The sequence below is a fragment of the Microbacterium sp. SA39 genome (genome assembly GCF_000967865.1).
In the GTDB taxonomy this organism is placed as follows: Bacteria; Actinomycetota; Actinomycetes; order Actinomycetales; family Microbacteriaceae; genus Microbacterium.
The window spans coordinates 1-25,075 of sequence record NZ_JXRU01000020.1 but is presented as its reverse complement, the minus strand read 5'-3'; the positions used below and the strand labels follow the sequence as shown (position 1 = coordinate 25,075).

22 protein-coding genes are annotated in these 25,075 nt (G+C 67.9%); 10 read left to right on the top strand and 12 right to left on the bottom strand.

The features are described from left to right. Nucleotides 1-25 precede the first annotated feature (25 nt). The 3 genes from RS85_RS01285 to RS85_RS01275 all read right to left on the bottom strand — a co-directional run bounded on the left by RS85_RS01285 (nucleotide 26) and on the right by RS85_RS01275 (nucleotide 3,987). A complete protein-coding gene (locus tag RS85_RS01285) occupies nucleotides 26-1,087 on the bottom strand; it encodes a hemolysin family protein (RefSeq protein ID WP_046011612.1) in 1,062 nt (353 codons plus the stop codon). Further along, a complete protein-coding gene (locus RS85_RS01280; RefSeq protein ID WP_046011611.1) occupies nucleotides 1,084-2,400 on the bottom strand; it encodes a hemolysin family protein in 1,317 nt (438 codons plus the stop codon). The genes RS85_RS01285 and RS85_RS01280 overlap by 4 nt, the downstream gene beginning before the upstream one ends. A gap of 132 nt (nucleotides 2,401-2,532) precedes the next feature. Beyond that, the gene (locus RS85_RS01275; protein WP_046011610.1) at nucleotides 2,533-3,987 is read right to left on the bottom strand and encodes a GuaB1 family IMP dehydrogenase-related protein; all 1,455 of its coding nucleotides are present in this window, start codon (nucleotides 3,985-3,987) and stop codon (nucleotides 2,533-2,535) included. 160 nt (nucleotides 3,988-4,147) lie between these two features. On the opposite strand from RS85_RS01275, the gene RS85_RS01270 reads away from it, so the two are divergent. Beyond that, nucleotides 4,148-7,858, top strand: coding sequence for a multifunctional oxoglutarate decarboxylase/oxoglutarate dehydrogenase thiamine pyrophosphate-binding subunit/dihydrolipoyllysine-residue succinyltransferase subunit (locus RS85_RS01270; protein WP_046011609.1), 3,711 nt, complete (start codon nucleotides 4,148-4,150; stop codon nucleotides 7,856-7,858). A 75-nt stretch (nucleotides 7,859-7,933) separates the two neighbouring features. Here the strand turns inward: RS85_RS01270 and RS85_RS01265 are convergent, their stop codons facing one another. Genes RS85_RS01265 through RS85_RS01255 form a run of 3 tightly spaced genes read right to left on the bottom strand, consistent with a single transcriptional unit; the run spans nucleotide 7,934 to nucleotide 10,176 of the window. Next, on the bottom strand, nucleotides 7,934-9,238 hold the full coding sequence (locus RS85_RS01265) for a GNAT family N-acetyltransferase (protein WP_046011608.1): 1,305 nt from the start codon (nucleotides 9,236-9,238) through the stop codon (nucleotides 7,934-7,936). A 33-nt stretch (nucleotides 9,239-9,271) separates the two neighbouring features. Next, nucleotides 9,272-9,517 (bottom strand): zf-HC2 domain-containing protein, encoded by a 246-nt coding sequence (locus RS85_RS01260; RefSeq protein WP_046011607.1) that lies wholly within the window; start codon nucleotides 9,515-9,517, stop codon nucleotides 9,272-9,274. Further along, nucleotides 9,514-10,176, bottom strand: coding sequence for a sigma-70 family RNA polymerase sigma factor (locus RS85_RS01255; RefSeq protein WP_046011606.1), 663 nt, complete (start codon nucleotides 10,174-10,176; stop codon nucleotides 9,514-9,516). The genes RS85_RS01260 and RS85_RS01255 overlap by 4 nt, the downstream gene beginning before the upstream one ends. Nucleotides 10,177-10,245: 69 nt before the next feature. On the opposite strand from RS85_RS01255, the gene aroA reads away from it, so the two are divergent. Genes aroA through bcp form a run of 3 tightly spaced genes read left to right on the top strand, consistent with a single transcriptional unit; the run spans nucleotide 10,246 to nucleotide 13,116 of the window. Beyond that, on the top strand, nucleotides 10,246-11,562 hold the full coding sequence (gene aroA, locus RS85_RS01250) for a 3-phosphoshikimate 1-carboxyvinyltransferase (protein WP_046011605.1): 1,317 nt from the start codon (nucleotides 10,246-10,248) through the stop codon (nucleotides 11,560-11,562). Nucleotides 11,563-11,565: 3 nt separating this feature from the next. Continuing rightward, entirely contained in the window at nucleotides 11,566-12,633 is a 1,068-nt protein-coding gene (rsgA, locus tag RS85_RS01245) for a ribosome small subunit-dependent GTPase A (protein ID WP_046011604.1), read from the top strand. A 9-nt stretch (nucleotides 12,634-12,642) separates the two neighbouring features. Next, complete coding sequence (bcp, locus tag RS85_RS01240; protein WP_046011603.1) at nucleotides 12,643-13,116, top strand: thioredoxin-dependent thiol peroxidase; 474 nt, start codon at nucleotides 12,643-12,645, stop codon at nucleotides 13,114-13,116. A gap of 20 nt (nucleotides 13,117-13,136) precedes the next feature. Here bcp and RS85_RS01235 read toward each other — a convergent pair whose 3' ends face one another. Next, nucleotides 13,137-13,523 carry a hypothetical protein gene (locus tag RS85_RS01235; RefSeq protein ID WP_046011602.1) on the bottom strand — a complete coding sequence of 129 codons (387 nt, stop codon included), beginning with the start codon at nucleotides 13,521-13,523 and terminating at the stop codon, nucleotides 13,137-13,139. A gap of 235 nt (nucleotides 13,524-13,758) precedes the next feature. Between RS85_RS01235 and RS85_RS01230 the strand changes: the two genes are divergently transcribed. Then, nucleotides 13,759-14,007 (top strand): WhiB family transcriptional regulator, encoded by a 249-nt coding sequence (locus RS85_RS01230; RefSeq protein WP_028503730.1) that lies wholly within the window; start codon nucleotides 13,759-13,761, stop codon nucleotides 14,005-14,007. A gap of 66 nt (nucleotides 14,008-14,073) precedes the next feature. On the opposite strand, the gene RS85_RS01225 is transcribed toward RS85_RS01230, so the two are convergent. Next, a complete protein-coding gene (locus tag RS85_RS01225; protein WP_046011601.1) occupies nucleotides 14,074-15,558 on the bottom strand; it encodes a sensor histidine kinase in 1,485 nt (494 codons plus the stop codon). Nucleotides 15,559-15,582: 24 nt separating this feature from the next. Next, nucleotides 15,583-15,969, bottom strand: a complete 387-nt coding sequence (locus tag RS85_RS01220) for an Rv3235 family protein (protein ID WP_046011637.1) — start codon at nucleotides 15,967-15,969, stop codon at nucleotides 15,583-15,585. Between the two features lie 128 nt (nucleotides 15,970-16,097). Between RS85_RS01220 and RS85_RS01215 the strand changes: the two genes are divergently transcribed. Then, entirely contained in the window at nucleotides 16,098-16,709 is a 612-nt protein-coding gene (locus RS85_RS01215; RefSeq protein ID WP_046011600.1) for a hypothetical protein, read from the top strand. Here the strand turns inward: RS85_RS01215 and RS85_RS01210 are convergent. Continuing rightward, a complete protein-coding gene (locus RS85_RS01210; protein ID WP_046011599.1) occupies nucleotides 16,697-16,972 on the bottom strand; it encodes a helix-turn-helix domain-containing protein in 276 nt (91 codons plus the stop codon). The two genes, RS85_RS01215 and RS85_RS01210, sit on opposite strands and share 13 nt — an antisense overlap. 97 nt (nucleotides 16,973-17,069) lie before the next feature. Here RS85_RS01210 and RS85_RS01205 point away from each other — a divergent pair, with 97 nt between their 5' ends. Further along, nucleotides 17,070-17,690 carry an SAF domain-containing protein gene (locus RS85_RS01205; protein ID WP_046011598.1) on the top strand — a complete coding sequence of 207 codons (621 nt, stop codon included), beginning with the start codon at nucleotides 17,070-17,072 and terminating at the stop codon, nucleotides 17,688-17,690. Then, nucleotides 17,687-18,937, top strand: a complete 1,251-nt coding sequence (locus tag RS85_RS01200) for an AAA family ATPase (protein ID WP_046011597.1) — start codon at nucleotides 17,687-17,689, stop codon at nucleotides 18,935-18,937. The genes RS85_RS01205 and RS85_RS01200 overlap by 4 nt, the downstream gene beginning before the upstream one ends. Here the strand turns inward: RS85_RS01200 and RS85_RS01195 are convergent. Next, nucleotides 18,861-20,087 carry a pyridoxal phosphate-dependent aminotransferase gene (locus RS85_RS01195; protein WP_046011596.1) on the bottom strand — a complete coding sequence of 409 codons (1,227 nt, stop codon included), beginning with the start codon at nucleotides 20,085-20,087 and terminating at the stop codon, nucleotides 18,861-18,863. The genes RS85_RS01200 and RS85_RS01195 overlap by 77 nt on opposite strands. Before the next feature lie 65 nt (nucleotides 20,088-20,152). After that, entirely contained in the window at nucleotides 20,153-22,957 is a 2,805-nt protein-coding gene (secA, locus tag RS85_RS01190; RefSeq protein ID WP_046011636.1) for a preprotein translocase subunit SecA, read from the bottom strand. Nucleotides 22,958-23,146: 189 nt separating this feature from the next. Here secA and RS85_RS01185 point away from each other — a divergent pair, with 189 nt between their 5' ends. Then, nucleotides 23,147-23,746 (top strand): PadR family transcriptional regulator, encoded by a 600-nt coding sequence (locus tag RS85_RS01185; RefSeq protein WP_046011595.1) that lies wholly within the window; start codon nucleotides 23,147-23,149, stop codon nucleotides 23,744-23,746. Nucleotides 23,747-23,821: 75 nt separating this feature from the next. After that, the coding region (locus RS85_RS01180; protein ID WP_046011594.1) for a hypothetical protein at nucleotides 23,822-25,075 on the top strand (1,254 nt) is incomplete at its 3' end.

Here is a 25,075-nt window from a genome sequence, read left to right as displayed (position 1 = left end):
GCGGCCTTCGCCATGCATGCCGCGGTCAGCGGCCCCGGATGCGCCGCGTCGCGTCCTGAACCTCGCCGACCAGTTCCTCGAGGATGTCCTCGAGGAACAGCACGGCAGTGGTGCGCCCTTCGGCGTCGCGCACCTTGGCGAGATGGCGACCGGCTCGGCGCATCAGCGCCAGGGCGTCTTCCAGGTCGGTGTCCTCCTGCACAGGCACCATGTGGTGGATGCGCTTCGGCGGGAGCGGCTCCACGAGCTTCACCGCCGCGTCCGGACCATCCGATGCTCGCAGGATGTCCTTGAGGTGCACGTAGCCGACCGGCACGGCATCCGCATCGACGATCACGTAGCGCGAGAAGCCGTAGCGGGCCACGGCCTTCTCGATGTCGTCCGGCGTCGTCGTCTGCGGCAGCGTGATGAGGTCGCTGAGGGGAACGGCGACGTCGCGCGCTTTCTTGTCGGTGAACTCCACCGCGGCGGCCACCGTCCCGGCGGTGTCGCTCAGCACGCCCTCCCGACGGGACTGGTCGACGATCGTCGCGACCTCCTCGAGCGTGAACGTCGATGCCGCCTCGTTCTTCGGCTCGACCCGGAACAGACGCAGCACGCCGTTCGCAGCGGCGTTCAGCACCCAGATCACCGGCATGAAGATCTTCGACACCCAGACCAGCGGCGTCGCCAGGATCAGCACCGCGCGATCGGGAACCGAGAACGCCAGGTTCTTCGGCACCATCTCGCCGAAGACGACGTGCAGGAACGAGACGATCAGCAGAGCGATCGTGAACGCCACCGCGTCGACCACGCCCTCCGACCAGCCGAACGCGTGCATCGGCACGGCGAGCAGGTGGTGGATCGCGGGCTCGGAGACATTCAGGATCAGCAGCGAGCAGATCGTGATGCCGAGCTGCGAGGTCGCGAGCATGAGCGTCGCGTGCTCCATCGCGTACAGCGCGGTCTTGGCGGCACGTGAGCCCTGCTCGGCGCGCGGCTCGATCTGCGAGCGCCGCGCGGAGATCACCGCGAACTCGGCGCCGACGAAGAACGCGTTCGCGACGAGAAGCACGACGAGCCAGGCGAGTCCTCCCCAGTCATTCATCGGGTGACCTCCTCTCCTGGTCCGTGCGGTCTCGGAACGTAGCGCACTCGATCCACGCGTCGGCCGTCCATGCGGACCACCTGGAGCAGACCGCTGTCGACCGAGACCTCGTCGCCGATCGACGGCACCCTCTCGAGCACGCTCATCACGTATCCGCCCACGGTGTCGTACACGTCGCCCTCCGGCACGACGACACCGGCACGGCTGCGCAATTCGTCAGGGCGGAGCTCGCCCGGGAACGTGATTCCATCGCGTCCGCGGATGATCCCGGCCCTGGTGCGATCGTGCTCGTCCGAGACCTCGCCGACGAGCTCCTCGACCAGATCCTCGAGCGTCACGAGTCCTGCGGTGCCTCCGTACTCGTCGACGACGACGGCCAACTGGTAGCCGCGGGCGCGGAGCTCGGAGATCAGGCCGTCGACGTGGACCGTCTCGGGCACGCGCAACGCGTCGGTCGCGAGCGCGCCCACCGGCACCTCGGCACGGCGCTCTCGCGGAACGGAGATCGCGGCCTTGAGGTGCACGACGCCGGAGATGTCGTCGAGATCGCCGTCGTAGACGGGGAACCTGCTGTGTCCGGTGCGGCGGGCGAGTTGGATGACATCGTCGGCGGAGTCACCGGCGGCGAGCGCGTGCATGCTCGGCCGCGCCGTCATCACGTCGGCGGCGCTGAGGCGCGAGAAGGTGAGCGTGCGATCGAGCAGGCTCGCGGTGTCGGCCTCGAGCAGGCCGGCGCTGGCCGAACGGCGCACCAGGGATGAGAGCTCCTCGGCGCTGCGTGCACCCGAGAGCTCCTCCTTGGGCTCGATGCCCATGCTGCGCAGCACGCCGTTGGCGCTGCCGTTGAGCACGACGACGGCGGGCTTGAAGACGGTCGTGAACGCGACCTGGAAGGGGATCACGAGCTTCGCCGTCTGACGCGGAAGAGCGAGGGCGAAGTTCTTGGGAACCAGCTCCCCGAGGATCATCGAGAGCACGGTCGCCACGAACATCGCCACGATCGTCGCGATCGGTCCGACCGCTGCCTCGGGAATGCTCCACGCGACGAGCGTCGGTCCGAGCAGGTTCGAGAGCGCCGGCTCCATCGTGTAACCGGTGAGGAGCGTGGTGAGAGTGATGCCGAGCTGTGCCGAGGACAGATGCGTGGACGTGTGCCGGAGAGCACTGATCGTGAGCGAGAGGCGGGACTCGCCTTTCGCCTGACGCGCTTCGAGATCGGCGCGGTCGAGATTGACCAGCGCGAACTCGCTCGCGACGAAGAGGCCGGTGCCGACCGTGAGCAGGAGCCCCACGCCCAACATGATGTAGTCCATCAGCGGTTCCTCTCCGGTGAGAGAGGCGGACAGTGGGGCGATGTTCTGCAACTGGGAGGGTCGTCCATTATGCCGACGATTCTACAGAAACTGTCCGTGAGTGCGTGCGTGCGTGCGTGCGTGCGACCACGGCTACCAGCTGACCGGCAGCGCCTTGCCCTCCTCGTAGCCCGCGGCGGACTGCAGTCCGACGAGCGCACGGTCGTGGAATCCCGGCACCGACGACGCCCCGGCGTAGGTGAACGACGACCGCACGCCCGAGGTGATCATGTCGAGCAGGTCCTCGAGTCCGGGGCGCAGCGGGTCGAGGTAGATCTTCGATGAGGAGATGCCCTCGGCGAAGAGCTCCTTGCGAGCGCGCTCGTACGCATCCAGACGGCCGAATCGCGCCTGCACCGCCTTCGTCGAGGCCATGCCCCACGATTCTTTGAAGATTCGCCCCTCGGCGTCGCGCTGCAGCTCTCCCGGTGCTTCGATCGTGCCGGCGAACCAGGATCCCACCATGACGGATGCCGCGCCCGCTGCGAGCGCGAGCGCCACGTCTCGCGGATACCGCACGCCGCCGTCGGCCCACACGTGCGCACCGAGCTCCTTCGCCGCCTGCGCCGTCTCGAGCACGGCCGAGAACTGGGGCCTGCCGACCGCGGTCATCATGCGCGTCGTGCACATGGCGCCCGGCCCGACGCCGACCTTGAGGATCGAGGCTCCCGCGTCGACGAGGTCGTGCACCCCGTCGGCCGTGACGATGTTGCCCGCGACGATCGGGAGCCCCAGGTCGAGGTCGGCCACGGCGCGCAGTGCGCGGAGCATCCCCTCCTGGTGTCCGTGGGCCGTGTCGACGACCAGCACATCGACGCCCGCGCCCGCGAGCGCCTTCGCCTTGGCCGCGACATCGCCGTTGATGCCGACGGCGGCGGCGACCACGAGGCGCCCGTCGGCGTCGAGTGCAGGACGGTAGAGCGTGGAGCGCAGCGCGGTCCGTGCACTCAGCGTGCCGACGAGATGCCCGTGGTGGATGACCGTCACCATCTCGACGCCGGCGTCGGTGATCACGTCGAACGCATGACGCTCGGAACCGATGTCCTCGGCGTCGATCGAGGGAACGCCGGTGTGCACGAGGTCACCGAGCTGAGCGTCCGGCAGCGCGGTGGCGAGCCTCGTCGCCGGAAGGATGCCGAGCACGTCGGCCACATCGATCGGTGCTCCTCCGCGCGCCACCACGATCCCGTGCCCTGCGGTGGGCGGAAGGAGCCGGAGAGCGTCCGCGACGGATGCCTCCGGCGGAAGCACGATCGGCGTGTCCCAGAGCACCGGCTGCGACTTCACGTCCCGGATCGCTGCATCCAGGTCCTGGAGCGGGAGATCCTGCGGGAGCACGCCCAATCCGCCGCGGCGGGCGAGCACGGCCGCCAACCGCGGGCCGGTGACCGAGTTCATGTTCGAGGCGACCAGCGGAAGGGTGGCTGGGGTGCCGTCCTGCGGAGCGAGGTCGACCTGGAGCCGGCTGGTGACCGCGGATCGCCGCGGGACGAGGAACACGTCCGAGTAGGTCAGATCCACTGTCGGCTGCGCTCCTGAGAAGTCCATGTCTCCACGGTACCCAGATAGCCGCGCGCCGGGCACACCGCTTCGACGATTGCCGCGACGAAACACGTTAGGCTTGACAGTCGAGAGTGTGCGGACCCGAGCGCATCCTGCGCCGTCGTCTGCACCTGAGTGCTTCAGCGATGAAAGAGGGCGATACAGCGTGTCGAACCAGGTGACCGGCGTCGGGGGCGACGGGGGGTTCGGAGCCAATTCCTGGCTCGTCGAAGAGCTCTACGAGCAGTTCAAAGAGAACCGCGACTCGGTCGACAAGGAGTGGTGGCCGGTTCTCGAGAAGTACCACTCGGACACCACCGGAGCCGCTGCACCTGCGGCAGCATCCTCCGCACCCGCGGCACCTTCCGCACCGGCCGCACCTGTCGCAGACACGGGTGCCCACCCCGTCACCGCCCCCATCCCGGTGATCGGCTCGCAGCCCGTGGCTCGGACGACCACCAAGCCCGCCGCCACGGCTCCGATTCCCGCCCAGGCTCCGAAGCCCGCCGCGAAGGAAGCCGTCGACGCGGCAGAAGAAGACAGGGTCACGCCGCTTCGCGGTATGCCCAAGACACTCGCTGCGAACATGGACCAGTCGCTCACGGTCCCGACCGCGACCAGCGTCCGTACGGTGCCCGCGAAGCTGATGATCGACAACCGCATCGTCATCAACAACCACATGGCCCGCACGCGCGGCGGCAAGATCAGCTTCACCCACCTCATCGGTTGGGCGCTCATCCGCACCCTCGACGAGTTCCGCAGCCAGAACGTCTTCTACGCAGAGATCGACGGAAAGCCCTCGGTCGTCGCTCCGGCGCACGTCAACCTCGGCATCGCGATCGATCTCCCCAAGCCCGACGGCACGCGCGCCCTCATGGTGCCGAGCATCAAGCGCGCCGAGACCATGAGCTTCAGCGAGTACCTCATCGCATATGAAGACCTCGTCACGCGCGCCCGCGGCAACAAGCTCACCGCGGCGGACTTCCAGGGCACGACGGTCTCCCTGACGAACCCCGGCGGCATCGGCACCGTGCACTCGGTCCCGCGTCTGATGAAGGGCCAGGGCTGCATCATCGGCGCCGGTGCCCTCGAGTACCCGGCGGAGTTCCAGGGCGCCAGCGCCCGCACGCTCAACGAGCTCGCGATCGGCAAGACGATCACGCTGACCAGCACCTACGACCACCGCGTGATTCAGGGCGCCGGATCGGGCGAGTTCCTCAAGAAGGTGCACGAGCTGCTCATCGGCCAGCGCGGCTTCTACGACGACATCTTCGCCGCTCTCCGCATCCCGTACGCCCCCATCCGCTGGAATCCCGACATCGCCGTGGATCTCGCGGAGCGCGTCGACAAGCAGTCCCGTGTGCAGGAGCTCATCAACTCCTACCGCGTGCGCGGCCACCTGATGGCCGACATCGACCCCCTCGAGTACGTGCAGCGCTCGCACCCCGACCTCGAGATCGAGAGCCACGGACTCACGTTCTGGGACCTCGACCGCGAGTTCGTGACCGGAGGCTTCGGCGGCCGGCGCGTCGCGAAGCTGCGCGACATCCTCGGTGTGCTCCGCGACTCGTACTGCCGCACGCTCGGCATCGAGTACATGCACATCCAGGATCCGGAGCAGCGCCGCTGGTTCCAGGAGAAGGTCGAGATCAAGTACCAGAAGCCCGGGCACGACGAGCAGCTGCGGGTCCTCCGCAAGCTGAACGAGGCCGAGGCGTTCGAGACCTTCCTGCAGACGAAGTTCGTCGGCCAGAAGCGCTTCTCCCTCGAGGGCGGCGAGTCGCTGATCCCGCTGCTCGACGAGATCCTGCAGGGCGCGGCCACGGCCGGGCTCGAGGGCGCCGCGATCGGCATGGCCCACCGCGGTCGTCTGAACGTGCTCACCAACATCGCCGGCAAGACCTACGGCCAGGTGTTCCGCGAGTTCGAGGGCACGCAGACGCCGGGCAACCAGCGCGGCTCGGGTGACGTGAAGTACCACCTCGGCACCGAGGGCACCTTCGTCGCCGACGACGGGTCGGAACTGCCCGTCTACCTGGCCGCGAACCCGTCCCACCTCGAGACGGTCGACGGAGTCCTCGAGGGCATCGTCCGCGCCAAGCAGGACCGCAAGCCGATCGGCACCTTCGCCTGGCTGCCGATCCTGGTGCACGGCGATGCCGCTTTCGCCGGTCAGGGCGTCGTGGTCGAGACGCTGCAGATGTCGCAGCTGCGCGGCTACCGCACCGGTGGCACGATCCACGTCGTCGTCAACAACCAGGTCGGCTTCACGACGTCTCCGAACGACGGTCGCACCTCGGTGTACGCGACCGACGTCGCCAAGACCATCCAGGCGCCGGTCTTCCATGTGAACGGCGACGACCCCGAGGGCGTCATCCACGTCGCGCAGCTCGCGTTCGAGTACCGTGAGCGGTTCCACCGCGACGTCGTGATCGACCTCGTCTGCTACCGCCGTCGCGGTCACAACGAGGGCGATGATCCTTCGATGACCCAGCCGCTGATGACCGACCTGATCCAGGCGAAGCGCTCGGTCCGCAAGCTGTACACCGAATCGCTCGTCGGTCGCGGCGACATTACCGAGCAGGAGTACGACGAGGCGAAGGCGGACTTCCAGAACCGCCTCGAGATCGCGTTCGCCGACACGCATGCCGCCGAGACCGGAACCAACGAGGTCGCCCCGGAGGTGCTGCCGGTCGAGGAGCAGGTCGGCGCACCCGACGTCACGGGTGTCCCGAGCGAGGTCATCCGCCTCATCGGTGATGCTTTCGTGAACAAGCCCGAGAATTTCACGGTGCACCCGAAGATCCAGCAGCTGCTGGACAAGCGACTCGATATGAGTCGCAACGGCGGCATCGACTGGGGCTTCGGCGAGCTGCTCGCCTTCGGCTCCCTGCTGGTCGAGGGCACCTCGGTGCGCTTCGCCGGGCAGGATGCGCGGCGCGGCACGTTCGTGCAGCGTCACGCCACACTGCACGACCGGGCGAACGGCCAGGAATGGCTCCCCCTGTCGAACCTGTCCGATGCGCAGGGCCGGTTCTTCATCTACGACTCGCTGCTGAGCGAGTATGCCGCCCTCGGGTTCGAGTACGGCTACTCGGTCGAGGCTCCCGAGGCCCTCGTGCTCTGGGAGGCGCAGTTCGGCGACTTCGTCAACGGCGCCCAGTCGGTCATCGATGAGTACATCTCCGCGGCAGAGCAGAAGTGGGGCCAGCAGTCCAGCGTCACCCTGCTGCTCCCCCACGGCTACGAGGGGCAGGGACCGGACCACTCCTCGGCCCGCATCGAGCGCTTCCTTCAGCTGTGCGCGCAGGAGAACATGATCGTCTCGCGGCCGTCGACCCCGGCGTCCTACTTCCACCTCCTGCGTCGGCAGGCGTACGCCCGCCCGCGAAAGCCGCTGATCGTCTTCACACCGAAGGCGATGCTGCGACTTCGTGGTGCGACCAGCCCGGTCGAGGACTTCACCCAAGGCCGGTTCGAGCCCGTCATCGACGACCACCGCGGTGTCGACCGCAACGGCGTCCGCCGCGTGCTCGTGCACTCCGGCAAGGTCCACTGGGATCTCCGTGCGGAGCTCGAGAAGAACCCGAACCCCGAGATCGCCCTCGTTCGGCTCGAGCAGCTGTACCCCACGCCGATCGACGAGCTCAAGGCCATCACCGACTCGTACCCGAACGCCGAGCTGGTGTGGGTGCAGGAGGAGCCGGAGAACCAGGGCGCCTGGCCGTTCCTGGCGCTGGCCTTCGCCGACGTCCCCGGCGACCGATCGTTCCGGCCTGTCGCCCGGACCGCCTCGGCGTCTCCAGCGACCGGATCCTCGAAGGTGCACGCCGCCGAGCAGGCGAAGCTGCTGCGCGAGGCGCTCACGATCAGCTGATCCCACCCGAACACGAGGGGGCCCCGACCTGATGGTCGGGGCCCTTCTCGTGCGTTCGGCGGAGCGGATGCCGGCTCAGTACCAGATGTCGAGATTCGGAGCGGGAGAGGCCGCGAAGGCGCGATCGAGGGAGCGGACGGCGGCGTCATCGGCCGCGATCAGCCCGGCGGCGTGCAACGTCATCGCGCCGACGCCACCGACGAACAGGGCCGACAGGGCCGACACCCCGATCGTGACGTCCGCAGCGCGCTCAGACGTCTCTTCCACGGTCACATCGCCGTCGGCGTCTGCTTGGATATGCCAGCTCCCCTCCGCGAACCCGAGGGGGTCATCCACCCGGATCACCAGATCGAGGGGTCCGGAGTATGTGCGCGCCGAGAGGGCGTCCGGCACATCGAGGATGCGGAGCCAGCCGTGGTCGTGCACGCTCTGCTCCACCGCGCGTTGGTCGGCGACGAGCCACGGCAGCGCATCGCCCACCGGACGCAGATCGGCGGTCACCTGGTCGACCAGGTCGTGCTGCACGACGAAGCGCCACAGTGCGGCGAGGGCGTCCGGCGTCTCAGCCACCAGCAGCCGCACGTCGAGGGCGAAGCGGAACGAATCGCCCTTCTCGTTCATGGTGTAGGCGACCGCGCCGCGGACCTCGCCCGCTTCATCGACGTAGCGCACGCCGCGCACCTTGTCGCGTTCGGTCACGGACGTCGCGGCGCCGGAGAGTCCCTCCCAGCGACCTTGCCACCCCTCGATCCGCCCCGGCACGGCGCGCCGCGTGCGATCGTGCACGCGCCCGATGTCAGCGGCCAGGGTCTCCCGATCCACGTACTCGACGCGGCCGGGAGGGGTGACACCGTTCCAGCCGGCACGGCGGGTGTCGACGACGAACCGGGCGACCGGCACCGCGGGGCCGAAGCCGTAGCGACCGTAGATCGTGGCTTCCGAGGCCGTCAGACCGGCGATGGGCACGCCGGCGGATGCTGCGGCGCGCAGTTCGCCCTCGAGCAGAGCGCGGGCGATTCCACGGCGTCGGTGCGTCCCGGCGACCGTGACCATGCTGATCGCCCACATCCCGATGGAGCCTCCGCCGGGGAGGGTGAGGGGTGTGACCCAGGCGTTGGTGGTCGCGACCGGGAAGGCGTGCGGCACCGCCTCCGCCTCGTACACGCCGATGTTTCGCCGGGTCTGGAACACCGCCCGCGCGTGCGCCAGTGCGTCGGCATTCGGCTCGGCACCCAGGAAACCTCGGTCCGCAGCCCTCTGGAATGCGTCGGCCGTCGCGTCATCCGTCAGATCGACGACTCGATAATCGAAGCCGGCGGGGCTCAGGCGTTCCGTCGAGGTCGGGTCAGCTGGTACGTCGCGCGCATCGATGGTGCTCATCGTTCCACACTACCGACGGCCTCCGACGAACGCTCAGTGCTGGGACGCCTGGACCTCGCGGAGCCGGGCGAACACCTGGTCGCGGAGCTCTTCGGGAGCAGTCTCCTTGCAGGCCCGGGCCACCACCTCGGTCAGCGTCGTCGCGACGAGAGCCTCGTCACGGCACGACGCGCAGTTCTCGAGATGCTCCCTGATCTCCGTGTGCTCGGTCTTGCAGACCTCGTTGCGGAGGTACTCCTCCAGATCCTGACGGGCCTTGTCGCAGCCGCAGTCGCTCATTTCTTACTCCTCGTGTCAGCCGCGGCGATGCCCCGCTCAGCGGCGTAATCTGCCAGCAGCTCCCGCAGCATCCGTCTGCCACGGTGCAGACGGCTCATCACGGTGCCGATGGGGGTCTTCATGATGTCGGCGATCTCCTGATAAGCGAACCCCTCGACGTCCGCGAAGTACACCGCGAGTCGGAAATCCTCGGGAACCGCCTGAAGAGCGTCTTTCACGACGGATGCCGGCATCCGGTCGATGGCCTCGGCCTCGGCCGAACGACCATGTGTCGCCGTCGTGGACTCCGCGCCGCCGAGCTGCCAGTCCTCGAGCTCGTCGATCGTGCCCTGATAGGGCTCGCGCTGCCGCTTCCGATAGATGTTGATGTACGTGTTCGTGAGGATGCGGTACAGCCACGCCTTGAGATTCGTGCCCTGCGAGAAGGTCGCCCAGGACCCGTACGCCTTCACGAACGTCTCCTGCACGAGGTCGGCGGCGTCGGCGGGGTTGCGCGTCATGCGCATCGCGGCGGCGTAGAGCTGATCCATGAAGGGGATCGCCTGCTCTTCGAATTCGCGCCGAGGGTCGCCTACGGGCTCGGTGGTTGCGGTGTCATCCATCACCGGCCAGTCTAGGCCGCTGATGTCCAGCGTCCCGCGTTCCAGCGTGCTCAGCATGGGCTCTCCTCGTCGGCGGACGCCCGCGCCTTCACGCCGTGGGCATCCTGTTCACTAAAGTGAGAACCGATGAGCGCGAACAGGTATTCCCCCGCCCGTGTCCAGGGCGCATACGCCGCGCCCGCCGTGGACGGCCCGGTGCGCGCCGAACTCACCATCCCGGGGTCCAAGTCCCTCACCAACCGCGAACTCATCATCGCCGCGATCGCCGACGGTCCGGGACGACTGATCGCGCCCCTGCACTCCGACGACTCGGCTCGCATGGTCGACGCCCTGCGCGCGCTCGGCGTCGGCATCGAAGAAGTGGATGCCGGGCACGAGTTCGGCCCCGATCTGGTGGTCACCCCCGCTCGGCTCGAGGGCGGCCGCACCATCGACTGCGGCCAGGCCGGCACGGTGATGCGCTTCATCGCACCGCTCGCCGGACTCGCGGCACACGACGTGCACCTGACCGCGAACGAGACGGCCCTGCACCGACCCATGGGCGGGCTGATCAGCGCCCTCCGCGATCTCGGCGTCGACATCGACGACGAGGGCACCTGGGCACTCCCGTTCACGATCCGCGGCCATGGGCGCATCCGTGGCGGGCGCATCGAGATCGACGCCTCCGCCTCCAGCCAGTTCGTCTCCGGACTCCTGCTCGCCGCCCCGCGCTTCGACGTGGGGCTGCACCTCGTCCACACGGGCGAGCACCTGCCGAGCCTGCCGCACATCGACATGACCATCGAGGCGCTGAGCCGACGCGGCGTCCGGATCGAGCGCCCCGCCGTCGGCGAATGGCTGGTCGAGGCCGGGGTTCCCCGCGCCAAGGAGATCGCGATCGAACCCGATCTCTCCAACGCCGCTCCCTTCCTCGCCGCCGCCCTCGTCACCGGAGGCTCGGTGTCGATCACCGGCTGGCCGGCGCATTCGACGCAGCCCGGCGCCCTGCTGCCGGAGATCCTGCAGGCCATGGGAGGGCACGTCGGTCGGCACGGCGGCACCCTCACGGTGCGCGGCGGCTCCGGCATCCGGGGCCTCGACATGGATCTCTCGGCGGCGAGCGAGCTCACCCCGACACTGGTGGGTCTCGCGGCATTCGCCGACTCGCCGACGACCATCCGCGGCATCGGACACATCCGCCTGCACGAGACCGATCGCATCGCCGCTCTCATCGGCAACCTCCGCGCGCTCGGCGGCGAGGCCGAGGAACTCTCCGACGGCCTGCGTATCATTCCTGCCGCCCTGCACGGAGGCGGCTGGGCCGCCCATCACGATCACCGGATGGCCACCACCGGCGCACTCATCGGGCTGCGGGTCCCCGGCATCGAGATCGACGACATCGGCACCACCGCGAAGACACTCCCGGAGTTCACCATGCTCTGGGAGCGGATGCTGCAGGGCTGACGGATGAGCTGGCTGGACGACTCCGACCTCGAGGACGACTTCGAGGATTTCGACGAGAGCAGCATACGCACCCGACCGAACCCGAAGGCGAACCGGCCTCGGACGAAGCGTCGCCCCGCCCACGAGGACGCGCAGAACGGCCGGGTTCTCGGCGTCGACCGGGGGCGGTACACCGTGCTGATGGACGAAGACACCGAGGACGAGCACATCATCAGCGCTGTCCGCGCCCGCGAACTCCGTCGGATGCCGATCGTCACCGGTGATCAGGCACGCGTGGTCGGCGACACCTCGGGCGACGAGGGCACCCTCAGTCGCATCATCGGCATCGCCGACCGCACCTCGCTCCTGCGGCGCAGCGCCGACGACACGGATCAGGTCGAGCGAGTCATCGTCGCGAACGCCGACCAGATGCTGGTCGTGGTGGCCGCCGCCGATCCCGAACCGCGGGCGCGGCTCGTCGATCGCTACCTCGTGGCGGCATTGGATGCCGGCATCCGTCCGCTCCTCGTGGTGACGAAGACCGACATCGCCGACCCCACCGCTTTCCTCACCCACTTCGACGGGCTCGACCTGCAGGTGTTCACGAGCGCGCAGGACGAGATGCCGATCGATGAGATCGGAGCCGCTCTGGTCGGCCGTTCGACGGTCTTCGTCGGGCACTCCGGGGTCGGCAAGTCGACACTCGTGAACGAACTCGTGCCGTCCGCGGGTCGGGCAACGGGGCATGTGAACCAGGTCACCGGCCGCGGTCGCCACACCTCCTCGTCGACCGTGTCGCTGCGGTATCACGGAGTCCTCGGCACCGGGTGGGTGATCGACACCCCGGGCGTGCGGTCGTTCGGTCTGGGGCACGTGGATCCGGCGAACATCCTGGCGGCCTTCACCGAGCTCGCCGCGATCGCGGAGAACTGCCCGCGCGGATGCACCCATCTCGCCGACGCCCCCGACTGCGCCCTCATCGAAGCTGCGGAGCGCGGCGAGCTCGGCGAGACCGGGCGCGCGCGCCTCGACTCGCTGCAGCGACTCCTGCAGACATTCGCCGACAAGGCGGACCAGGCGCCCGGCCGATAGGCTGGTCGGGTGACCCAGCGCCTGGAACCCGGTACCGCAGCCCCCGACTTCTCCCTCCTCGATCAGGACGGAAATCGCGTCGCTCTCGCGGACCTGCGCGGTCAGAAGGTCGTCCTGTACTTCTACCCCGCAGCCATGACGCCGGGATGCACCACCCAGGCGTGCGATTTCCGCGACAGCATCTCCTCGCTGCAGGGAGCCGGCTACCGCGTCATCGGAGTCTCGCGCGACGAGCCGCCCAAGCTCGCCCAGTTCCGTGAACGCGACGGACTCACCTTCACGCTCCTCAGCGACCCGGATCATGCCGTGCATTCCGCTTACGGTGTGTGGGGCGAGAAGATGAATTACGGCAAGGTCGTCGAAGGAGTCATCCGTTCGACCTTCGTCCTCTCGGAGAACGGCAGCGTCGAACTCGCGCTGTACAACGTCAAGGCCACCGGGCACGTCGCGCGGATCCGCAAGCTGCTCGGCATCGACGACTGAGACGGAGGCGCGTCAGCGCGTCATTCCGCTTCCCGCTGCTCGCCCTCGCGACGAGCGCTGCCGATGAGCAGGGCGAAGCCGAGCAGGGCGGGAAGACCGACTGCCATCGTGAACGTCCAGGAGACGGGCTGGACGGACAGCGATGCCAGCGCGAGGGCGATCGCCAGCACCTGGAAGACCACTCCCCCGGACCTGGCCCAGGATCGGCCGGACCGAGTACCCACAGCGAACGCGATCAGGGCGGCCGCGCCGATGAGAGTGAGCACGATCAGCGCGAGAGCAGTGGGCAGCGATGCGGCATCGCCCGCTCCCAGACCAGCGAGCTCGATGACGGCGAAGACGAGGAGTGCGGCGCCTTCCGCGGCGAGGACGACCGCGGCCGCGAGAGCCAGCCCGGGTGCACGCACGATATGTCTCCTGAGAATCGAGTGAGAAGGCGGAAAACCCTTGATTTAGCGGGTTTTATGTAACAGAATAGACAGCGTCATGTGCTCCCACAGCGGCGTGGGGCGGGCGTTTCGCTCGCATCACAATTCGCGGGCATCCGTCCGCATATCAACAGGGTAGCTGAACCCGAACAGTCACCCGAAATCAGAGCGGTCGCGTCCCGACCTCTCTGGAAATCCATACCGAGGAGCCCCCATGGACTGGCGCGACAAAGCCGCCTGCCTGACTGTCGATCCCGAGCTGTTCTTCCCCGTCGGGAACACCGGTCCGGCCGTCGATCAGATCGAGAAGGCGAAGACCGTCTGCGCCACCTGCACGGTGACCGAGATCTGTCTGCAGTACGCCCTCGAGAGCAGCCAGGACTCCGGTGTCTGGGGCGGCCTCTCCGAAGACGAGCGCCGCGCTCTGAAGCGCCGCGCCGCACGCGCCCGCCGCGCGTCCTGACCGTCCGGCAGCAGCGGCCTGAGATCTGATCTCAGGCCGCTTTCTTCTGCGCCGCGAGAACCGAGGTCAGGGCTCCAGCCAACGCAGCGGGATGTCGATGACCACTTCGGTCCCCTCGCCGTCCGCGCCTCGCCATTCGATCGTGCCACCGAGCTCGCCCTGGATGAGCGTGCGGATGATCTGGGTGCCCAAGCCCTGACCGATCCGTCCCTCCGGCAGTCCGAGGCCGGTGTCGTGAACGGTCACGCGCAGATTGTCCTCCGTGCGCGTCGCGTCGATCGTGACCATCCCCTCGCGACCGGCGAGCCCGTGCTCGACGGCGTTCGTGACGACCTCGGTGAGGGCGAGCGCGAGAGGTGTCGCGTACTCGCTCGGCAGCACGCCGAAGCGGCCGGTCGACTGCGTGCGCGCGCGGGTGTTCGGCGCCGAAGCGACCTCGGCCACGAGCTTGAGGACGCGGTGGAAGACTTCATCGAAGTCGACCTTCTGGGTGAGCCCCTGGGCGAGCGTGTCGTGGACGACGGCGATCGAATCCACCCGCCGCATCGCCTGGGTGAGTGCGTCTCGAGCCTCGTCGGAGTGCGTGCGACGCGCCTGGATTCGAAGCAGCGACGCCACCGTCTGCAGGTTGTTCTTCACCCGGTGATGGATTTCGCGGATGGTGGCGTCCTTGGTGATGAGCTCCTGCTCCTGGTGGCGAAGTTCGGAGACGTCGCGGCACAGCAGGATGGCGCCGATGCGCGTGCCGTGATCCTTCAGCGGGATCGCCCTGAGCGACACCGTGACGCCCCTGGCCTCGATGTCGGTGCGCCACGGAGCGCGTCCTGTGACGACGACAGGCAGGGACTCATCGACCTGGCGCGACGGCGGCACGAGCCGTGTGGTGACCTCCGCCAGCGACTCCCCTTCCAGCTCGTCATCGAAGCCCATGCGATTGAAGGCCGAGAGCGCATTGGGACTGGCGAAGGTCGTGATGCCGTCGACGTCGATGCGGATGAGGCCGTCCGACGCACGGGGCGCGCCGCGACGCGGTGATGTCGGTGCGGCGAGGTCGGGAAAGCTCCCGTCGGCGATCATGCGGAAGAGATCGTTCGCGCACTCCTCGAAGGTGATCTGCTGGCGGGACGGCGTACGCGCCTCTCCGAGATTCGTGTGTCGCGTCACGACGCCGATGATCGTCGGACCAGTTTCGGCGTTCCCTCGATCGCGGATGATCGGGACCGCTCGCACCCTCGTCGGAGTCTCCTCGAACCAGTCGGGCGAGGACGAATCGACGATCGCCGCGGACTCGAACGCACCTTGCACCTGCGTGCGCCACTGCGGGCGGACGCGTTCGCCCACGATGTCGCGGTAGAACAGCGTCGCTGCTCCACTCGGTCGCGCATGCGCCACAGCGACGAAGGATCCGTCGTCGGTCTGAATCCAGATGACGATGTCCGCTGAGGCGAGGTCTGCGAGGAGCTGGCCGTCGCCGGCGAGCCGGTGGAGCCACTCGACGTCGCTGTCGGTCAGACGGCCCTGGGCGTGGGCGAGATCACTGAGGGTTGACACCTCACCAGCCTAGGCCGACATCCCTCAGAGGATCGCCAGCGAGCTCGCACGCCAGCGTCGATCCAGGCCTTCCAGCCGCACGGCCACCGCACGCGTGCGCCCGGGTCCGGCCACGACGATGACCGCTTCGATCACTCCGTCCAGGGGTTCGCAGACCCGGATCGACAGGATCTCGAAGGTGGGTCGTGCCGGCGCGACCCCTCGTGCACTGCGCGCCCTCGCAGACAGATTCGCCCTGGTGACCAGACTCCGGAACGCGTCCTCACTGAACCAACGGGCGAGCTGATCGACCTCTCTCACGCCGGCGAGCACTTCCAGTGCTCCCTGCGTGAGACTGCGGAGCAGAGGTACGGGGTCCGGAAGCTCGACGGTCGACGTCGGCTGCGGAGCGAAGTATTCGTGAAGCGTCATCATGGAAACTCTCGATCGGGGAGAACTGCGGGTCAGTTCAGCACGCCGACGCCGCGCCGCGGGGTGCTCGTCCGAAGGAATGTGGATAACTCGTACATCGCGTGACGACGTCCCCTACGCTCTGTCGGATGCACTGGGATCGCCTGTTCGATGACCTCGAGGGTCAGCTCGCCGCGGAGTGGGAAGCCGAACGCGCCGCGCTCGATGCCGAGTCCGAGCGCCTGCGGATCGCGCGGCTGGAGCTGCGTGCACGACTGCGCACGCTGTGCACCGCTGGAGCCGAAGTCACGATCGACCTGGCGAACGGATGGCGGCTCCCCGTGATCCTCCAGACTCTCGGTGCGGACTGGATGGCCGTCGTGTCCCGGGTGGCAGCCGGCATACATGCCGCACCGTCGATCCTGCTCATTCCCCACCACGCGCTCGCCGGCCTGACCCTCGACCACGGCATGCTCCTCGCGAGCCTCGAGGACAACCCGCCCTCAGATCAGGCGCTCCGCGAGCGGATGACGCTGGGCTTCGTGCTGCGCGACCTCGCGCGACGCCGAGTGGCAGTCCACGTGACCACCCTGACGGGCGATGAGCTCCACGGCACGATCGATCGTGCAGCGGCCGATCATCTCGATCTCGCCGTGCACGACGCGGGAGACGCCCGGCGCGCCTCTGCGGTGCAGGGATTCCATATCATCCCCTTCTCCCGGCTCGTCGCCGTACGAACTCCTGGCGCTCAGGCTCCCTGAGTCGACGTTCCCCACACCTCGGGAAAGCTCGCGGTCTGCGACTGCCTCCACAGCGCCATCCGCCGGGAGGTCTCGGACTGCTCCGAGAGGTAGTCCTGCAGGCTGGGCTCCTCGACGCGCCATCGAGGTGGCGAGCCCAACTGGGCCCCGCGGAGCCGTCCGTCGTGGACGAGCGCGATCACCTCGTCGACGTCGATGCTCAGCAATTCGGCGACCTGCGCCGGAGCGAGGAACCGCGGCGCGGTCACGGGCGAATCTGCCATGTCCCCATTCTCCCTCACGTGCCGGCCGCGACCCGGGCGGGCGCATCCCTGTGGATAACTCGACGGGTTCGACCGGGATTTCTGTGACGATGGCGGCATGGCTGTCCTCTCCCGCCCCCGGCGCGCATTCTGGGGCGATGTCCGCTTCCTCATCGGCATCGTCCTGGTCATCCTCTCGATCAGCGGCGTCTGGCTCATCGTCTCGGCCTCCGACGATGCGGTGGCTGTGCTTCAAGCGCACCGCAACATCACCGAAGGCGAGGCTCTGTCGTCGGGCGACTTCCAGGTCGTCGAGATAGGGCTGGGAGCATTGGCCGACGACTATCTCGGCCCGCAGGATCTGCAACCGGGGCAGGTCGCATCACGCACGCTGAAGAAGGGCGAGCTGGTGCCCGTGTCCGCGGCTGTCGATGCCGCCGACAACCGCAGCACCACGATCGTCGTCGAGAGCAGTACCGGCATCCCCGAAGCCCTCGCGGCCGGTTCGGTGATCGAGGTCTGGCACGCGCCGCCGCTGGAAGACGGGCGTACGTACGACACACCCCGCATCCTCGTGGCGGACGTGATCGTCCACGCCGTTCTCGAAGAGGACGGGATGCTCGACGACGCCGGAGCGCAGATCGAGATCGTGATCGACCGCTCAGACGTGGCCGATGTTCTCGCCGCCGTCACCGGTGGCTCGTCGCTCTCCGTCGTGCCGGTCAGGTCGGGCTCATGACGTCGGTGATCCTGGCCCTGCCACAACCTCGTGCGTCGGAGCTGGCGGCCGAGCTCGAAGCGGAGGGGATTCGGGTGGAGGCGATCGTCGCGCCATCCGGTCCCATCCGATTGCTTCCCAATATCGAGGCGATCCTGGTTCCCGCGACGCGAGCGGTGCTGACGGGCGATCTGATCGCGTCGTGCGACCGCGCCGGGGTGCGAGTTCTCGCGCTCGGCGACACGGAGACGCGGCTGCTCGGCCGACTCGGTCTCGCTGCGGCGCTGCCCGCGGACGCAGCGGGCTGGGAGGTCGCTGCGGCCCTTGCCTCGGACTCTCGGGCCCCTGCCGGGTCTCGACCGCTCTCGCCGCACCGCGTCATCGCGGTGTGGGGGCCCCATGGTGCGCCGGGCCGATCCACGATCGCGATCCAGCTCGCTGTCGCTCTGTCTCACGCAGGGCGCTGCACGGCACTCGTCGACGCGGATTCGGTCGCGCCCTCGCTCGCACTGCTGCTCGGCCTTGGAGACGATTCGCCTGGGCTCGCCGCAGCCTGCCGACGTGCCGAACTCGGCGGCCTCGACGGCGCGGAGCTGACGCGCCTGGCGACGACCGTCTCCACCAGCGCGGGAGATATCGAGGTGCTTCCCGGACTCAACCGCCCGACCCGATGGCCGGAGCTCTCAGCGGTGCGAGTGAGGCACACGCTGCGCGCGTGCCGCGAGTGGATCGACGAGACCGTGGTCGATGTCGGTGCGGCATTCGACGCCGACGACGAGATCTCGAGCGACCTGTCAGGGCCGCGCCGTCACGCCGCCACCTCGGCCACTCTGCAGGAGGCGGATGCCATCGTGGCCGTCGCCTCCGCCGACCCTGTCGGCATCAGCAGGTTCCTGCGGGATCATGCCGAGCTCCGACGGCTGTCCTCTCCGACCCCGGTGACCGTCGTGGTGAACCAGGTACGCCCCGGTCCACTCGGCATCGATGCGCGCGGTCAGGTACGGCGCACTCTCGAACGCTTCGCAGGGATCACCGATGTCACTTTCGTGCCGTTCGATCAGCGCGCCGCTGATGCGGCGCTGCTCCACGCCAGGCCCATGGCCGACGTCACGCCTCGTTCAGCGCTCGTCGCCGCCGTTCGTCGTCTCGCCGCCTCGCTCATGCCAGAGGAGGAGCAGAAGGAACAGGCGGCTACTGCCGGTAGCTCGCGAGGAAGTTCCCGAGTCTCTCGACGGCTTCGCTCAGCACTCGCGGCTCGGGGAGGGTGACCAGACGCAGGTGATCCGGTGTGGGCCAGTTGAATCCGGTTCCCTGCACCAGAAGCATGTGCTCCGAGACGAGCAGGTCGTACACCAGCTTGCCGTCGTCGCGGATCTCGTGCACGTTCGGGTCGAGGCGCGGGAAGGCGTACAGTGCACCCTCAGGCTTGACGCAGCTGACTCCTGGGATGGCCTCGAGTCCCTGCCACGCGATGTCGCGCTGCTCGTGCAGGCGACCGGTCGGCGCGATCAGTGCATCGATCGACTGCACTCCTGAGAGGGCTGCCTGCACCGCGTGCTGCGCAGGCACGTTGGGGCACAGACGGGTCGAGGCGAGGAGGGTGATCCCCTCGAGGAAGCCCTTGGCATGATCCTGAGGGCCGGTGATGACCATCCACCCCGAGCGGTATCCGGCGACGCGGTACGTCTTCGACAATCCGTTGAATGTGAGGCACAGCAGATCAGGCGCGAGCGTCGCGGTCGGGATGTGCACCGCACCGTCGAACAGAATGCGGTCGTAGATCTCGTCGGAGAGCAGAAGCAGCTGATGCTCGCGCGCGATCTGCACGAGCCCCTCCAGGATTTCGCGCGAATAGACCACGCCCGTCGGGTTGTTCGGGTTGATGATCACCATCGCCTTGGTGCGCGGGGTGATCTTCGAGCGGATGTCCTCGAGGTCGGGCTGCCAGCCGTCGTCCTCGTCGCAGAGGTAGTGCGCGGGCGTGCCCCCAGCGAGACTGGTCATCGCCGTCCACAGCGGGTAGTCCGGCGCCGGGATGAGCACCTCGTCGCCCTCGTCGAGCAGAGCCTGCATCGTCATCGTGATCAGCTCGGAGACGCCGTTGCCGAGGTAGACATCATCCGGATCGAACCGGGGGAAGCCTTCGATCTGCTCGTATCGGCTGACCACCGCACGTCGGGCGGAGATGATGCCCTTGCTGTCGCTGTAGCCGTGCGCGCTCGGCAGCGCGGCGAGCATGTCGTGCACGATCTGGTGCGGCGCGTCGAAGCCGAAGATCGCCGGATTACCGGTGTTCAGCTTGAGGATCTTGTGGCCCTCGGCCTCCAGCCGCGCCGCCTCGACGAGGGCGTTTCCGCGGATCTCGTACAGGACGTTCTTGAGCTTCGACGACTGATCGAAGTTGCGCGTGGGGGTCATCGGCCAAGCCTACAGCGACGACGAGAGGGCCAATCGACAACGACTGGCCCTCCCGTTCCTGCGTCCTACTTCTTTTTCTTCTTCTCCTGGGCGCGGCGCTGCTCGCGGTTGCCACCCACGGGAGCGGGAGCATCCGTCCGCTGACCGAAGGCACCTCTCGGCGCCTCCTCCGGCTCTTCCTGCGGTGTCTGAGCCCGCGCGGCGGCTGCCTGACGGAGGCGATCGGTCGCCGCCTGCTGCACCTGACCGCGATCGTTGCGGACCTCGACCTCGCCCGCGTCGTTCGCCGCGGAGTACTCCAGACGCTGTTCTCCGCCGTCTGTCGCCAGACCCTTGGCCTCGACCTCGGCGGTCTGCGCATCTGCACGACGCACCTCGACCTCGAGGTTGTAGAGGTAGCCGACCGTCTCTTCCTTGATCTGCCCCATCATCGACTGGAACATCGCGTAGCCCTCGCGCTGGTACTCGATCAGCGGGTCACGCTGCGCCATCGCGCGAAGTCCGATGCCGTCCTTGAGGTAATCCATCTCGTAGAGGTGGTCGCGCCAGCGACGGTCCAGCACCTGCAGCACGACGCGGCGCTCGAGTTCACGGGTCGCAGCTTCTCCGAGCGACTCCTCCCGCTTCTCGTAGGCGATCTTCGCATCGGAGAGCAGCTCACGCGTCAGTCCGTCGGCGGTGATGCCGCCCTTGCGGTCCGCCGCCTCGGACACGACCTCGTCGATCGTCACCCCGACCGGGTAGAGCGTCTTCAGCTCGGTCCACAGGGCGTCGAAGTCCCAGCTCTCGTTGTGTCCCTCGCCGGTGTGATCGCGCACGACGCCGCTGATCGCGTCTTCGATGAAGTGCTGAACGCGGCCGGCGATGTCGTCGCCCTGGAGGATGTGGCGGCGGTCGGCGTAGATCGCCTCGCGCTGACGGTTCAGGACGTCGTCGTACTTGAGGACGTTCTTCCGCATCTCGGCGTTGCGCGACTCGACCTGCGACTGGGCACTGCGGATGGCGCGCGACACCAGCCCGGATTCGATCGGCACGTCGTCGGGGAAGTTGGTGCGCGACAGGATCGCCTCGGCGGCACCCGACTGGAACAGGCGCATCAGGTCGTCCGTGAGGCTGAGGTAGAACCGGCTCTCGCCGGGGTCTCCCTGACGACCGGACCGACCGCGCAGCTGGTTGTCGATGCGGCGCGATTCGTGGCGCTCGGTGCCGAGAACATACAGGCCGCCTGCCTCGATCACCTTCCCGGATTCCTCGGCGACGACATCCTTCATCGCCTGGTAAGTCTCGTCCCAGGCGATCTCGTACTCCTCGGGAGTCTCGACGGGGTCGAGTCCCTTGCCCTTGAGTTCCTGCACTGCGAGGAACTCGGCGTTGCCGCCGAGCATGATGTCGGTGCCGCGGCCGGCCATGTTGGTGGCTACTGTGACTGCGCCCAAGCGACCGGCGCGCGCGACGATCTCGGCCTCGCGCGCATGGTTCTTCGCGTTGAGGACCTCATGCTTGATCCCCTTCTTGGCGAGGAGTCGCGAGAGGTACTCGCTCTTCTCGACGCTCACGGTTCCGACGAGCACCGGCTGGCCCGACGCGTGACGCTCTGCGATGTCCTCGACGACCTGGGTGAATTTCGCCGTCTCGTTCTTGTAGACGAGGTCGGACTGGTCCCTGCGGATCATCGGCCGGTTCGTGGGGATCGGGATCACACCGAGCTTGTACGTCGACATGAACTCGGCGGCCTCGGTCTCGGCCGTTCCTGTCATGCCGGCGAGCTTCTCGTAGAGGCGGAAGTAGTTCTGCAGGGTCACCGTGGCGAGCGTCTGGTTCTCGGCCTTGACCGGAACACCCTCCTTGGCCTCGATCGCCTGGTGGATGCCCTCGTTGTACCGGCGTCCGACCAGGATGCGGCCGGTGTGCTCGTCGACGATCATGACCTCGTCGTTCATGACGACGTAGTCGGTGTCCTTCTTGAACAGCGCGAGCGCCTTGATCGAGTTGTTGAGGAACGAGATCAGCGGCGTGTTCGCCGACTCGTAGAGGTTCTCGATGCCGAGATAGTCCTCGACCTTCTCGATGCCGGGTTCGAGCACGCCGACCGTGCGCTTCTTCTCGTCGACCTCGTAGTCGACGCCCGCTTCGAGGGTGCGAGCGATCTTCGCGAACTCGGCGAACCAGCGGTTTGCCTCGCCCGACGAAGGGCCGGAGATGATCAGCGGGGTGCGTGCCTCATCGATGAGGATCGAGTCGACCTCGTCGACGATCGCGAAGAAGTGCTCGCGCTGGACGAGGTCCTCCTTGCGCCACGCCATGTTGTCGCGCAGGTAGTCGAAGCCGAATTCGTTGTTCGTGCCGTAGGTGATGTCGGCGGCGTACTGCTCACGGCGGATGGCCGGCGTCTGCCCGGAGACGATGATGCCGGTGGTCATGCCCAGAGCGCGGAACACGCGACCCATGAGCTCGGCCTGGTAGCTCGCGAGGAAGTCATTCACCGTGATGATGTGGACGCCCTTGCCGGCGATCGCGTTGAGATACGCGGGGAGCGTCGCGACGAGCGTCTTGCCCTCACCGGTCTTCATCTCGGCGATGTTGCCGAGGTGGAGGGCCGCACCACCCATGATCTGGACGTCGTAGGCCCGCATTCCGAGCGTGCGCTTGGCTGCCTCCCGCACCGCGGCGAACGCCTCGGGCATCAGTTGCTCGAGCGTCTCGCCCTTCTCGAAGCGGGCGCGGAGCTCGGTGGTCTCATTGCGCAGTTCGTCGTCGGTGAGCTTGGAGATGTCCTCTTCCAGCGCCCCCACTGCCTTGACCACCTGGTTCAGTCGGCGGATGACCCGCCCTTCGCCAGCACGCAGCAGCTTCTCAAGAGGATTGGCCACGGATGTCATCTCCCTGTCAGTGGGTAAATCGCCGACGGTCGCAGAAGCGATCGCCAGGCATATGGTGCCATGTTACCGGGCCGTGACCTGCGCGTCGCCTGCACACACGCCCTGCGTGGTCGTGAGGATGCTTGCCCGGTATCCATATACTCGGTATCGCGTTCGATCACACGCGGTCGGGAGATCATCATGTCGGTTCGTCAGAGCCTGCTCGCCATCCTCGATCAGGGACCCTGTTACGGCTACCAGCTGCGCCACGAGTTCGATCGTAGGACCGGCTCCACCTGGCCCCTGAACGTGGGACAGATCTACAACACGCTGGAAAGGCTCGAACGCGACGGGCTCGTGCGACGCGGTGACGTGGACGAGCACGGCCACGCCTACTGGCAGATCACGGACGCCGGCTCCACGGAGGTCGCACGGTGGCTGTCCTCCCCCGTGGTCAGGACGCAGGCGACGCGCGACGAGGTCGCGGTGAAGCTCGCGGTCGCGGCGACCCTGCCGGGCGTGGACGTCTCGGCAGCCCTCCAGGCTCAGCGCGATGCCTCCCTGCGTCAGCTGCAGGCTCTGCAGAAGACAGCGCCGGCTGATGACTCCGACGGCGCCGAGGGCTTCGCGCGGTCGATGATGCGCGACTCGATGATCTTCGCCGCTGAGGCGGAGTTGCGCTGGCTGGACCACCTCGCGAATCGACTCGCGCGGCATCCGCACCATTCGATGGCTCTCGAACTCGCGACCGAGCGTCCCAAGCGCGGACGCCCGTCGGCCCGCGCCGCGGTGATCGCCTGACGCCCTCAGCGAACCGAGTCCGCCCGGAGCGGATGCTCAGCCACGGGGGTGCCCGGGGAAACTAGGATCGGGGTCATGGCTGGAATTTGGGGCAGACGCAAACGCGAACAGGAAGAACTCGCCGCACAGGACGCCGATCTGGCGCGACGTGCGGAGCAGGCCCTGGTCAGCGCCGACGAGAGGATCCGCACCACCTCGGACGAACTCTCCTTCGCCGAGGCCGAGCTCGGCGGGTCGCTCACCGCCGACCTTCGCAAGGCTCTCGCCGCGGTCCGCACCCATCTGCGCGAAGCGTTCCAGATGCACCAGCTCAACCATGACGAGATCCCCGACACGGCCGAGGAGCTGCGCACCCGCAACGCGCGCATCCTCCAGTTGTGCGACTGGGCGCAGGACCTGCTCGACGAGAAGACGTCGGTGCTTGCCGCGTCGATCGCGAAGGTGCGCCGTGCCCCCGAGGTGATCGCCCAGGTACGGGCGGATGCCGCTGCGCTGAGCGCCCGCATCCCCCAGACCAATGACGCCGTCGAGCGGCTGTCGTCCCGTTATGCCGAATCCGCCATGCACCAGATCACGGCCAGCGCCGCGGAGGCGGAGCAGCTGATCGCCTTCGCGACGCACAGCGCCGACATCTCGGAACGTCGCCGCGCGGCGAAGCAGAACGAAGAGGCGAACCTCGCCCTCGAGACCGCCACCGAGGCGACCCGCCGGGCGTCGGCACTGCTCGATGCCGTGGAGGACTTCGAGATCGAGGCGCTGCGGGCGGAATCCACACTCGCCGAGGTCGTGGCAGACTCTCGCGGCGACTTGCTCGCCGCACGCAGCGCACCTCAGGCCCCCGCAGTCGCCGAGGCGGTCTCGAATCTGCAGGCCGCTCTGAGTGCCCTCACTCCCTCCGGCACGCCGAACGATCCCTTCGCCGAGCTCTCGCAACTCCGCACAGCCAATTCCGCGCTCGACGAGGCGATCGCCAAGGCGAGGCACCGCGCGGAGCATCCGCTGCCGAGCATCGCTCAGGTGCAGCACGCGATGGACGACGCCGACCGCCAGCTCGGCGTGGCACGCGGACTCATCTCCGGGCACCGCGGCTGGATCGGCGCCGACGCGCGAACCCGCCTCGCCGAGGCCGAACGGCTCCGCGTCGATCTGTCCGACCTTCTCCCTGCAGAGGAGACTCGCGAAGAGGCCCTCGTGCAGGCGCGTCGCGTCGCGCATCTGGCCTCCGAGGCGCTTCAGCTCGCTCAGCGCGACATCGACTCCTCGCGCCCCGACGACCAGGGCTGGGGTGGCGGCTACGGCGGAGGCGGCTGGGGCGGCAGGCCTCAGGGG